Annotated in this window: 13 protein-coding genes; 5 read left to right on the top strand and 8 right to left on the bottom strand. The window is 44.1% G+C overall.

Going from position 1 to position 10,971, the window contains the following annotated elements:
- Nucleotides 1-79: 79 nt before the first annotated feature.
- Both QUB12_RS34985 and QUB12_RS34990 read right to left on the bottom strand, forming a co-directional pair.
- Nucleotides 80-895 (bottom strand): fatty acid desaturase, encoded by an 816-nt coding sequence (locus QUB12_RS34985; RefSeq protein ID WP_333310738.1) that lies wholly within the window; start codon nucleotides 893-895, stop codon nucleotides 80-82.
- Between the two features lie 357 nt (nucleotides 896-1,252).
- Nucleotides 1,253-2,065, bottom strand: coding sequence for an acyl-CoA desaturase (locus QUB12_RS34990; RefSeq protein WP_333142557.1), 813 nt, complete (start codon nucleotides 2,063-2,065; stop codon nucleotides 1,253-1,255).
- Between the two features lie 80 nt (nucleotides 2,066-2,145).
- Between QUB12_RS34990 and QUB12_RS34995 the strand changes: the two genes are divergently transcribed.
- Nucleotides 2,146-3,393, top strand: coding sequence for a methionine gamma-lyase family protein (locus tag QUB12_RS34995; RefSeq protein WP_333142556.1), 1,248 nt, complete (start codon nucleotides 2,146-2,148; stop codon nucleotides 3,391-3,393).
- Here the strand turns inward: QUB12_RS34995 and QUB12_RS35000 are convergent.
- From QUB12_RS35000 to QUB12_RS35025, 6 genes are all read right to left on the bottom strand, one after another.
- Nucleotides 3,383-4,120, bottom strand: a complete 738-nt coding sequence (locus QUB12_RS35000; protein ID WP_333142555.1) for a DevA family ABC transporter ATP-binding protein — start codon at nucleotides 4,118-4,120, stop codon at nucleotides 3,383-3,385. The two genes, QUB12_RS34995 and QUB12_RS35000, sit on opposite strands and share 11 nt — an antisense overlap.
- Nucleotides 4,121-4,384: 264 nt before the next feature.
- The gene (gene devC, locus QUB12_RS35005) at nucleotides 4,385-5,539 is read right to left on the bottom strand and encodes an ABC transporter permease DevC (protein ID WP_333142553.1); all 1,155 of its coding nucleotides are present in this window, start codon (nucleotides 5,537-5,539) and stop codon (nucleotides 4,385-4,387) included.
- A gap of 41 nt (nucleotides 5,540-5,580) precedes the next feature.
- Nucleotides 5,581-5,916: a DUF2834 domain-containing protein gene (locus QUB12_RS35010; protein WP_333142552.1), complete on the bottom strand. Its 336-nt coding sequence runs from the start codon at nucleotides 5,914-5,916 to the stop codon at nucleotides 5,581-5,583.
- A gap of 46 nt (nucleotides 5,917-5,962) precedes the next feature.
- Nucleotides 5,963-6,595: a Vat family streptogramin A O-acetyltransferase gene (locus QUB12_RS35015; RefSeq protein ID WP_333142551.1), complete on the bottom strand. Its 633-nt coding sequence runs from the start codon at nucleotides 6,593-6,595 to the stop codon at nucleotides 5,963-5,965.
- A 34-nt stretch (nucleotides 6,596-6,629) separates the two neighbouring features.
- A complete protein-coding gene (locus QUB12_RS35020) occupies nucleotides 6,630-8,135 on the bottom strand; it encodes an efflux RND transporter periplasmic adaptor subunit (protein ID WP_333142550.1) in 1,506 nt (501 codons plus the stop codon).
- A gap of 9 nt (nucleotides 8,136-8,144) precedes the next feature.
- The gene (locus QUB12_RS35025; protein WP_333142549.1) at nucleotides 8,145-8,726 is read right to left on the bottom strand and encodes a TetR/AcrR family transcriptional regulator; all 582 of its coding nucleotides are present in this window, start codon (nucleotides 8,724-8,726) and stop codon (nucleotides 8,145-8,147) included.
- A 322-nt stretch (nucleotides 8,727-9,048) separates the two neighbouring features.
- Here QUB12_RS35025 and QUB12_RS35030 point away from each other — a divergent pair, with 322 nt between their 5' ends.
- The 4 genes from QUB12_RS35030 to QUB12_RS35045 all read left to right on the top strand — a co-directional run bounded on the left by QUB12_RS35030 (nucleotide 9,049) and on the right by QUB12_RS35045 (nucleotide 10,894).
- Entirely contained in the window at nucleotides 9,049-9,510 is a 462-nt protein-coding gene (locus tag QUB12_RS35030) for a GNAT family N-acetyltransferase (RefSeq protein WP_333142548.1), read from the top strand.
- 49 nt (nucleotides 9,511-9,559) lie between these two features.
- A complete protein-coding gene (locus tag QUB12_RS35035) occupies nucleotides 9,560-9,931 on the top strand; it encodes a DUF2237 domain-containing protein (protein WP_333109180.1) in 372 nt (123 codons plus the stop codon).
- A gap of 220 nt (nucleotides 9,932-10,151) precedes the next feature.
- Entirely contained in the window at nucleotides 10,152-10,571 is a 420-nt protein-coding gene (locus QUB12_RS35040) for a XisH family protein (protein ID WP_333109179.1), read from the top strand.
- On the top strand, nucleotides 10,559-10,894 hold the full coding sequence (locus QUB12_RS35045; RefSeq protein WP_333142547.1) for a XisI protein: 336 nt from the start codon (nucleotides 10,559-10,561) through the stop codon (nucleotides 10,892-10,894). Before QUB12_RS35040 ends, QUB12_RS35045 begins: the two co-directional genes overlap by 13 nt.
- Nucleotides 10,895-10,971: the final 77 nt, after the last annotated feature.

Consider the following 10,971-nt stretch of genomic DNA (forward strand, 5'->3'; position numbering starts at 1 on the left):
CCCATGCCCCATGCCCCATGCCCCATGCCCCATGCCCCATGCCCCATGCCCCATGCCCCATGCCCCATGCCCCATGCTGCTACTTGGCGGGTAATTTCACCTTAGTAGCCAAACCTAGTGCTTCCAAGACTTGAATTGTCATCCAAGTGAAGTCAATTTCCCACTTTTCCATCCCGTGACGGGCAGAGTATTGATAAGCATGGTGGTTGTTGTGCCAGCCTTCACCGTAAGTCAGGACAGCCACCCACCAACAGTTAGTAGAACTATCGTTTGTTTCGTAGGTGCGGTAGCCAAATTTGTGAGTGGCGCTGTTAACAAACCACGTGCAGTGATACACCAAAACTAAGCGTACAAAAATTACCCACACTACAAACGGCCAGCCTGCTGCTAAGTAAAGCAAGACGCCAAAGACGATTTGCATCGGGAGAAAGTAGTTTTGCAAAAACTGGTAAAAGGGGTCGCTTGAAATGTCTTTTGTGCAGCGGGGAATTTCAGCGTGAGCTGGACCTTTATATAGCATCCAGCCGAGGTGACTCCACCAAAAACCCTTTTGGGCATTGTGAGGGTCTAGCGCATTTTGGTCAGAGTGGGTGTGGTGCAATCGGTGCAGCCCAACCCAATCAATTATTCCTCCTTGACAGGCAAGGGCTCCGCAAAATGCTAGAAAATATTCTACGAATTTTGGTGTCTGAAAACTGCGGTGGGTGAGCATACGATGCCATCCGAGAGTTATTCCCAAACCGCCGGTTATCCAGTGCATGAATACTGTTAAACCAACTGCTGTCCAATTGAAGTTACTGGGTAGCAGTGCGAACAAAGCGCCGATATGAAGTCCTGCTAAACTAATAACGTGCTTCCAATTGTATTGGAGTTTTTCTTGCGTTGCAATTGTCATTCTCTTTTTGATTTATGATGAGATGCCGAGCTAGATTCACGCATAATAGTTGGGATTGAGCAGTGAACTTTTTTGCTGCACACTTGCCCAAACTAATAAAGAATCAATGATAGATTTGGGATTAGGATTGAAAAAGATTTACGGTTGTATTTTGAAAATAAAAAATTTGGCTGCCAAACAAATTTTTTTGTTCCCAATTATATTATAACTGATTCTGGTTTTGGTTGGGTCGATCGCACCAGGGGAGTCGATCTCTGTTCAACCCAACCTCTACCATCGCAAAAACAGGATGAGGCATTGGTCACCAGCCATTAGTCCAGAACTGATGACCTACAACCAATGACTAATTGCCGATGGCTATTTTTCGGCTAATTTCACTTTGGTTGCCAAACCCAGCGATTGCAGCAATTGAATTGTCATCCAGGTGAAGTCGATTTCCCACCATTGGAGACCGTGGCGAGCCGAGTATTGAAAGGCGTGGTGGTTGTTGTGCCAGCCTTCGCCGTAGGTAAGCAGAGCCACCCACCAGCAGTTGGTCGATCGATCGCCCGACTCGTAGGTGCGGTAGCCGAATTTGTGGGTAGCGCTGTTAACCAGCCAAGTGCAGTGGAACACCACCACGATCCGCAGAAACACACCCCAAACCACGAAAGACCAGCCGCCTAATAAATAAAGCAACACACCGAAGACAACTTGGATGGGGATAAAATATGCTTGGAGAAACTTGTATACTGGGTCGTCGCCGATGTCTTTAGTAAAGCGGGGGATTTCCACTCTGATCGGGAGATCCGAGAGCATCCAGCCCATGTGGCTCCACCAGAAGCCTTGATTGGAATCGTGGGGATCTGTTTCGGTGTCGGAATGTATGTGGTGTAACCGGTGCATTCCTACCCAGTCGATCGGACCACCTTCACAGGAAAGGGTACCGCAAATAACTAGAAAATACTCTAGCCATTTCGGTGTTTGAAAACTACGGTGGGTGACGAGGCGGTGAAATCCGAGAGTAATTCCTAAACCACCTGTTACCCAATGCAGGAATACTGCTAGCCCGACAGCAGACCAGCTAAAATTACCCGGCAGCAAAGCAAATAAAGCACCGATGTGCAGAAAGGCCATAAAGCCTACGACAGGCCAATCAGGAGAAGTTTTTTTGGAAGTTGCAATCGTCATGAATATATTATGTTTACAAACTAGGGGCCGCATCTACGCCATAATGGACAGCGCGCACGCAAAGGGTGAGCGAGGTATAGATGAATAGCGTTTCACGGCTACAGGAAGCAGAACAGGCACTCTTTCAGATTTTTTCTGGTATTGACACTACAGTCAAGCAAAATCTTCAACGAGTCTTAAAAGCTTTTCGCAGCCACCGGGTTGGAGTCCACCATTTTGCAGGGGTTACGGGTTACGGCCACGATGATTTGGGTCGGGAGACTTTGGACGGGTTATTTGCCGAAGTGGTAGGGGCCCAGGCCGCGGCTGTCCGGGTACAGTTTGTTTCGGGTACTCACGCGATCGCCTGTGCTCTTTTTGGCATCCTGCGTCCTGGTGACGAAATGTTGGCAGTGGCTGGTTCTCCCTACGATACTTTAGAAGAAGTGATCGGCTTGCGGGGGCAAGGTCAAGGTTCACTTGTTGAGTTTGGCATTAGTTACCGTGAGTTGCCTCTAACTCGCGAAGGAAGTTTGGATTGGCAGGCATTGAGCTCTACTATTTCAGCAAAGACTCGCCTGGTTTTTATCCAGCGCTCTTGCGGCTATTCTTGGCGGTCGAGTTTGTCTATTTCTGAGATTGAAAAAATCGTCGCCATAGTCAAACATCAGAATCCTAGCACAATTTGCTTTGTTGATAATTGTTACGGGGAGTTTGTTGATGATTGCGAACCTACTGCTGTGGGTGCGGATCTGATGGCTGGTTCTTTAATCAAAAATCCGGGGGGTACGATCGTCCCTGCTGGAGGTTACGTCGCTGGGAGGGCTGATTTAGTGGAGGCGGCAACTTGTCGCTTGACGGCGCCGGGAATCGGCAGCAGTGGCGGCGCAACTTTTGATTTGAATCGGTTGCTGTTTCAGGGTTTGTTTATGGCTCCCGGTTTTGTGGGGGAGGCGATGAAGGGAAATCATTTGACGGCTTATGTTTTTTATAAGTTGGGTTATCGAGTGAATCCTATGCCTTTGGCTAGAAGACGAGATGTGATTCAGGCGATCGAATTCGGTTCTGCTGATAAGTTAATTGCTTTTTGTCGGGCTGTTCAGCAAAATTCCCCCGTCGGTTCCTATTTAGATCCGGTGCCTGCTCCGATGCACGGGTATGAAAGTCAGTTAGTGATGGCTGGGGGTACTTTTATTGATGGGAGTACGTCGGAATTTTCGGCTGACGGGCCTCTGCGGGAGCCTTACGTGGCTTTTTGTCAGGGGGGGACTAATTGGACTCATGTATCTATCGCCTTGGAGGATGCGATCGAGGCTGTGGGCCCAGCAAATAAAGTGACTAATCACTAATTACCAGACTCGGATTTGTTGCCAAACGACCGTCTTCCATGTAGATAATTCGATCGGCAATATCGAGAATGCGGTTATCGTGCGTTACTAGCAAAATCGTGCAGCCTTGTTCTTTTGCTAGTTTTTGCATAATTTCTACGACATCTCGCCCGGATTTTTTGTCTAAAGCGGCGGTTGGTTCGTCCGCTAAAACTATTTTAGGGCGGCTAACTAACGCGCGGGCGATCGCAACTCTTTGTTTTTGCCCTCCCGACAAATTTTCGGGGTAATAATTAGCCCGCTCTCCCAAACCAACTGCTTCTAACATTGCTATTGACAAAGCATCCATATTCTGATTTAGCATTTCTTTGTGCAGTTCCAAAGACATTCGCACGTTTTGCTTGGCTGTCAAGAATGTCATCAAGTTATGTGCTTGAAAAATATAGCCAATTTGCTTTCTGAGTTTAGTTAACTGAGTTTTGCTAGCTCCGTGTATTTCTTGCCCAAGAATTTTGAGACTGCCTTCTTGAGCAGAACGCAGCCCGCCTAACATTGTCAATAAAGTTGTTTTGCCGGAACCAGAGGGTCCCGTCATAATGACTATTTCTCCGGGGTTAATGTCGAGATTTATGTCAAATAAGGCTTGTTTTTTGAGAGAGCCTTGACCGAAGTAATGGTTGAGGTTTTGGACTGAAATTACTGGTTCGGTTGCGGTAGTTGGGTTAGCGGGAAAATTTAGGGTTTGCATGGTGATTTTCGGGAGTTTTTTTTGACATGACATATTGCACTATTATCAAGAAGCTTTTTATGGGCGGGCTAGAAGCCCACCCCACAAGAAAATATCAGTTGTGTGGAACAGGCATCTTGCCTGTTCTTAAAAATATCAGTTGTGTGGAACAGGCATCTTGCCTGTTCTTAAAAATATCAGTTGTGTGGAACAGGCATCTTGCCTGTTCTTAAAAATATCAGTTTGACCGACCGATGCAGGCAGATTGACGCTGATGAACGCAGATTAGAATATGTCTGCGGGGTCGGCTGATTGGAGTTTGCGGAGGGCGAGGGCGCCGGAACCAGTACACATCACGATCGTCAAACTTAACACTACAACCGCTCGATTTGTGGTCATAGAAATTGGCAGTAAAGTGGCAGATTGTGCTAGCGAATACAGTCCGTTGGCTAAAACAAGTCCCGGCATAAAACCTAATACAGCTAATAGCAGAGCTTCCTGAATTAAAACTCCGACTAAATAGCGATCGCTATATCCCATTGCTTTTAAAGTCGCATATTCCGCTAGGTGATCGGAAACGTCAGAGTAAAGAATTTGGTAAACAATAATCAGACCAACAACGAATCCGATAATTGTACCGAATCCGAAAATAAAGCCGATCGGAGTAGCATTTGCCCAATAAGCTTTTTCAATTTCTGCAAATTCTGCTAGGGTTAAAACTTTGACATCATCGGGCAATATAGCTTTGAGCATTGACTGGGTTTTTTTGACATCGGCATCGGGTTGTAGGTTGATTAAGCCGACATCAACTTGATCGGGTGTGCGATCGGGAAATAAGTTCATGAAGGTAGAATCGCTGGCAATGACATTGCCGTCAGCCACGAAGGAAGTACCGAGAGTAAAGACTCCTCCTACTTGAATATTGCGTTTATTGAGTTCTGTTTCGAGGGTAGATTGTTTGTGAAAAATATTGGCAATCTCGCCGTATTCAGGTCGAGAAGATTGGTCAAACAACACATGATTAAACATTTGAATTTGAGGTAATTTTTGATTGACATCAGGCAAATTAAATGTTATGTTGCCGGGGTCGATTCCAAAAATTAAAATCGATCGAGTAGTGCGGGTTGTGGGATTTCGCCACTGTCCCATACCAATATATAAGGAAGTAACGGATTTTACTCCTTCTACTCCTTGTGCTTGGTAAAGTCGCTCTCGGTTAAAATCTTTTACCGCAGCAAAAGTTTCAAATTGAGGATTGATTAAAACTAAATCTGTCTGTAAACTTAGGTGCGGCTTAACGGCAGAATCGAATAGTGCATCTTGAAATCCCAGTTGCACAAAAATCAGAATATCTGCAAAGGCAATTCCTGCTATAGCAACAGCGAGGCGGGTTTTTTCTCTAGTTACTTGCAACCACGCAAGGGGTGTTTTGCGAAACATAAGTTTTGGGAATTGGGAAATGGGAATTGTGAATTGGGAATTTATTGTTGGTTATTTAAAGCTGTTTCTTCAAGTTTGCGTTGCCGCATTAGAAGAAATAAAGGCAAACCCAGGGAAACACCAACCAGTAAGTTAGTGGCAATATAAATCCCCAAGTTTTTCATTTTCAGACGCGAACCTTCGCTAAATACAAAAAACCAAAAAACCACGGAAGAGACGATTACATCCATGCCAAAAAAGCCGGAAATTTGATTTGCAAACAATTGTCCGAAGAAAGCGTTAATATTCAACCCTTTTTCTAAGAGAAACGGGACAAACTGGGAATACGGTAAAGCAGTGCCCAGAATACAGAGAACTAAGTATGCAATTTGAAGCATTGGGAAACCTCCAGTTTGTTAATTGTAAATCGCTATATTTGCGAGTTTACTCAGCATTACTGAGCGCTTTAATATCAGATTGCATAATTAAGTTAATGTTGCGAGAAATCTTGTCAATTTCCCAATCCCACCACCGAATTTCTAATAGTTGTGCAACTTCAGCATCGCTGAAACGCTGTTTGATTGAACGTGCGGGGTTTCCACCGACAATGGTGTAAGCGGGAACATCTTTTACTACAACTGCTTTGGCGGCAACGATTGCACCGTCGCCGATTTTGACTCCCGGCATAATCACCGACTCATAGCCGATCCAAACGTCATTACCGATCGCAGTATCGCCTTTACTTGGCAGTTCGATTAATAGATTCATGGCTGTTTCCCAACCATTCCCAAAGACGGGAAAAGGATAGGTAGAAATGCCGTCTAATTTGTGATTTGCACCGCTCATAATGAATTTGACGTTAGTGGCGATCGCACAAAATTTACCAATAATTAATTTGTCACTTCCGTAATTGTAAAGTACATTTTTTTCAAAGTTTTCTGGCTCGATTGGATCGTCATAATATGAGTAATCGCCGACGATAATATTGGGGGATTTTATGAAGTTTTTGATAAAGCAAACCCTGCGCTGGTCTGCCATCGGATAAGGTCGGTTCGGATCGGGGCCAAATTCTACCATAACTTTCAATCCTCCAAGGTTTTTAGTAAAGACTTTAGTTTTGTTTAATTGCTACTTGTACCTGCAAATTGGTCAATCCCGCAACTTGTTTGCTAGCTTCAGGATTCAGGTGAATTTTTACTTCCACTACTCGGCTGTCCAAGTTTTCTCCCGGTTGGTTACTAAACACATTTTGTTTACTTACTTTTAACGCAATCTCTTTGACAGTTCCCTGCAACTCTCCTGAGAATGCTTGGCTAATAACCGCTGCTTTTTGTCCTAGCTTAATTTTGCTGATGTCGGTTTGATAAATTTCTGCAACGACTACCATTTGGTCAGTTTTTCCTAAGTCTGTAATGCCGTCATCGCTGATTTTTTCCCCAGCACGAGTATGAATTTTCAGGATTTTTCCAGCATTGGGCGCGCGGATGGAAGCTTGATTTAACTCGGTTTGGGCGCGCTTCACTTGGGCGATCGCACTTTCGATCTCAGCTTCGGCTGCTTGCACGTCCACGGGGCGGACTTCGGCTATTTTGTCAAGAGTTGCTTGAGCTTCTTCTAGTTGTTCGATGCCAGTTTCTTGAAGGCGCTTGAGTGTTGCTTGAGCTTCGTTAAGCTGCTGGATTGATGTACTGTTAATTCGAGTTAGGTTTGCTTCTGCTTCGTTAAGTTGCTGTTTGGCTGTATTGTTAATTCGATCCAGGTTTGCTTCTGCTTCTTCAAGTTGCTGCTTTGCCGTATTATTGATTCGGCTGAGATTAGCTTGTGCTTCTTTAATTTGCTGGCGACTTGTTTCTAATGCCAGCCGCTTAGTATCTCTTACGGATTGAGAAATTGCACCTTCACCCGCGAGTTGCTGATGTCGGGAATCTTCAGTTTTAGCATTATTAAACTCGGCTTGCAATTTGTCGATCGCTGCTATTTGTGCTGTTTTTTCTCCTTGCCATTGTGCCGCTATGCGGCTAATTGTTGCCTGTTGTGCTTTCCTCTCCCCTTGCCACTGAGCCGTGATTCGGCTGATAGTTGCCTGCTGTGCGATTCTGTCGCCTTGCCATTGTGCTTGCAGGCGATCGACTGTTGCTTGTTGTGCAGTTTTGTTGCCTTGCAGTTCCGCTTCTAGCTTGCCAATTGTGGCAGATTGTGCTGCAAGTTCTCCCGACTTTGCACCAGCTTTTACTTGTGCTAAACGGGCTTGAGCAACTTTGACTTTTTCTTGAGTTTCATCTAAAACAGATTGCAGCCGATCGCGCGCATCCAAAATCGCGATTAGTTGTCCTGCTTTGACTCGATCGCCCTCTTTGACTAAAAGCTGGGAAATGCGATCGCCATCTAAAGTTTGCGATACTCCCAAGCGAACCACTTCTCCTTGCGGTTCCAATCTTCCTAATGCCGTTATTTTCCTCGGTGGTGGTATTTCTGCTGGCAAAGGTTCCGTATTTTTAGCCAACGGTGCAAACTGAGAAATCCCGTAAAAAGCTGTACCGCTGGTAATGATGCTGGCAGCAATTGCCATTCCGATTACTAATCTATTTTTAGGTTCTATCCAAGATTGAAAATTCATACTTGTCCTCTACTTGCAGCTATTTTTGTCTAAATAAGCGAGCAACATCTCTTTTAATAAAGTCCATTGTTCTGCAACAGATATTCTTTCACCTTGATAAAACCTTCTTACCAGCAAACCGTCACCATAACAGATAATAAATCTAGCGATTGCTGGATCGGAGATACCTAAGTAGCAACTGAGTGCCTCTTCGTAACGCTTTCCCGATTCCTGAAGTGCTTGATTGCTCTCAATCTCTTGACGAGTTTTTTGTTGGCAAAACTCAAATATCATTAACAGACTTTTCAGGATGTAATCTTCATTTTTGCTGAAGTAATCCATCAGTTTTTCAAGTTTTTCTGCTAAAGTTGGCGGATTTCCCAGTTCGGAAATTGCTTCTTCTTTTGTATCTTCATAGCTCAAGTATTCAATTAACTGCTCGAACAAACTTTCTTTACTCGGGAAGTAGTGATAAAGGGTTCCTGTAGAAACTCCGATTTCTGACCCAATTTCCCGCATAGTTACTGATGAGTAACCTTTTTCGGCAAATATGTCAAAGCATTTGTTTAGTAGTTCTTTACGGTATCGATCGCGGTCAACTATTTTTGGCATGGGTGAATAGATTTTAGATTTTAGATTACCTAAAGTCTAAAATTTATTGGTTCGATAATCCTATATCGAACGGTCGATATAGTATAAGCGACTACACAATTGATTTTATGCTGTCGGTGAACGGGTCGCTATTTATATCGAACAATCGTTATATTTACTACAACACAGAGTAAGAGAGTTTGTCAAGGGGTGGGAGAGAAATTTTTTGCCGATCGCCCTGCAAGAAATGAGACAAAATGGTAGAAGCCAACATCCCTCCGTGTTGCGAAGCGGTTAAAAATCCCAAATTAATATAAAAGAAGCGATCGCAGTGAGAAAATTTATGAGAGTACGAACCTACGAAATCGGTGATACCCAACAAATTGTAAAACTGTTTTACGACACCGTACACGAAGTAAACATCCGCGATTACACACAAGCACAAGTAGATGCTTGGGCGCCAGCAGATATGGATATCGAACGTTGGACTAAAAGTTTAAGCATTAAATTTACTTTCGTAGCAGAAGAGGGTGAGAAAATTGCAGGTTTTGGGGAATTAGAAGCAAGCGGCCATATCGATCGCTTTTACTGTCATCAAGATTTTCAAAGACAAGGAGTTGGCAGGCTAATTTTAAAACAAATTGAGTCAAAAGCCAAAGACTTAGGAATTAACAAGTTATTTACCGAAGCCAGCATTACAGCTCGACCTTTTTTTGAAACCCAGGGATTTATTGTGATTACAAAACAAGAAGTAGAACGCAGAGGACAAAAATTCATCAACTTTGCGATGGAAAAAAATATATAAACAACGATTTGTGTAAAATTAGATCGAAGAGTTTTACTCAGGAGTTGCGATGGTGACGGAAGCTACAAATGTGCTGGGCGGAAAGTTAGAGAATTGCTGCACTTCGCCAATGACAGGATATTATCGGGACGGCAAATGCAATACAGGTGGTGGCGACTTTGGGGCTCACACTGTTTGTGCTCAACTGACAGAAGAGTTTTTGCAATTCACTAAGTCGAATGGAAATGATTTGAGCACTCCGGTTCCCGAATTTAATTTCCCCGGTTTGAAGCCTGGGGATTGCTGGTGTTTGTGCGCTTCTCGGTGGAAGGAAGCAATGGATGCAGGAGTTGCGCCGCCTGTGGTTTTGGCCGCCACTCACGCCTTGACTTTGGAATACGTTTCTTTGGATGAATTGAAGCAGCACGCTGCTGATTTGTAGGAGGATGTTGGTGTGCGATCCTCTTCGTTGGCGTAGCCCCCGTAGGGGCGGGCTTTCCTTCGGATCGCAACGCTTTCGCTAACGGGCGATCGCGCTCTTATACAAACTGTAGGGTGCGTCAGTTGGCGTTATTTTTTCAATACTTCAGGCGTTTTTCACTGACCCACCCTACAAGTTGACTCCAATCAGTTAAAATAGGTTTAGAGGTGAGGTATAACCAGTGTCAGCTAAGGATCTATTTCATAATGCTGTGAAGCGAGGTCTTGAAAAATCTGAGTGGGTGGTTACTCACGATCCTCTCAGGCTAGAATTTGCAGAGAATGAGAGAGTCGAAATCGATTTGGGAGCTGAACGACTCATCGGTGCGGAAAAATCAGGAAAAAAAATTGCAGTAGAAGTCAAGAGTTTTTTAAGCGCTTCAGCTCTCTCTGATTTTCATACTGCGTTGGGACAATTTTTAAATTACCGTTTAGTCTTAGAAAAGCTCGAACCAGATCGCACTTTATATTTGGCAGTTCCCATCGCGACTTACGAATCTTTTTTCAGTCGGGAGTTACCTCAAGCGTCGGTTCGACAACACCAAGTCAAGCTTATTGTGTATAACCCTGTTCAGGAGGCAATAGTCAAATGGATCGACTAGAGCATTACCGTCAGTGCATTCAAAAACTCCTCATTGAAGATAGCAAGATAGCACCAATTAACGGAGAAATTGAGGTAGAAACAATTTTTGATAAAGAAAAAGATCGCTATCTAGCCGTCGATTTAGGATGGGACGGACACCGCCGCGTGTATAACTGTGTGTTTCATTTGGATATTAAAAATGGCAAAATCTGGATTCAGCGAAATCAAACTGACAGGCAGATTGCTGAGGAATTGGTAGAAATGGGAGTACCCAAAGAGGATATTGTGCTAGGACTTCAGCCAACTTATGCACGGGAACATACAGGCTTTGGAGTTGCATAGTATAGTCATTTCAAATAAGTATGAGACACTAGACTTCACAATAAGCACGAATAATTTCATCAAGAGATGTGCCAGGA

Source organism: Microcoleus sp. B7-D4, assembly GCF_036705125.1.
Classification (GTDB): domain Bacteria; phylum Cyanobacteriota; class Cyanobacteriia; order Cyanobacteriales; family Microcoleaceae; genus Microcoleus.

Bases quoted from the DNA above. Each gene is read 5' to 3' on its own strand.
- QUB12_RS34995 (WP_333142556.1), top strand. From the start codon at position 2,146: ATGAATAGCGTTTCACGGCTACAGGAAGCAGAACAGGCACTCTTTCAG.
- QUB12_RS35020 (WP_333142550.1), bottom strand. From the start codon at position 8,135: ATGAATTTTCAATCTTGGATAGAACCTAAAAATAGATTAGTAATCGGA.
- QUB12_RS35045 (WP_333142547.1), top strand. From the start codon at position 10,559: ATGGATCGACTAGAGCATTACCGTCAGTGCATTCAAAAACTCCTCATT.
- QUB12_RS35000 (WP_333142555.1), bottom strand. From the start codon at position 4,120: ATGCAAACCCTAAATTTTCCCGCTAACCCAACTACCGCAACCGAACCA.
- QUB12_RS35035 (WP_333109180.1), top strand. From the start codon at position 9,560: ATGGTGACGGAAGCTACAAATGTGCTGGGCGGAAAGTTAGAGAATTGC.
- QUB12_RS35010 (WP_333142552.1), bottom strand. From the start codon at position 5,916: ATGCTTCAAATTGCATACTTAGTTCTCTGTATTCTGGGCACTGCTTTA.
- QUB12_RS35030 (WP_333142548.1), top strand. From the start codon at position 9,049: ATGAGAGTACGAACCTACGAAATCGGTGATACCCAACAAATTGTAAAA.
- QUB12_RS34990 (WP_333142557.1), bottom strand. From the start codon at position 2,065: ATGACGATTGCAACTTCCAAAAAAACTTCTCCTGATTGGCCTGTCGTA.
- QUB12_RS34985 (WP_333310738.1), bottom strand. From the start codon at position 895: ATGACAATTGCAACGCAAGAAAAACTCCAATACAATTGGAAGCACGTT.
- devC (WP_333142553.1), bottom strand. From the start codon at position 5,539: ATGTTTCGCAAAACACCCCTTGCGTGGTTGCAAGTAACTAGAGAAAAA.
- QUB12_RS35025 (WP_333142549.1), bottom strand. From the start codon at position 8,726: ATGCCAAAAATAGTTGACCGCGATCGATACCGTAAAGAACTACTAAAC.
- QUB12_RS35015 (WP_333142551.1), bottom strand. From the start codon at position 6,595: ATGGTAGAATTTGGCCCCGATCCGAACCGACCTTATCCGATGGCAGAC.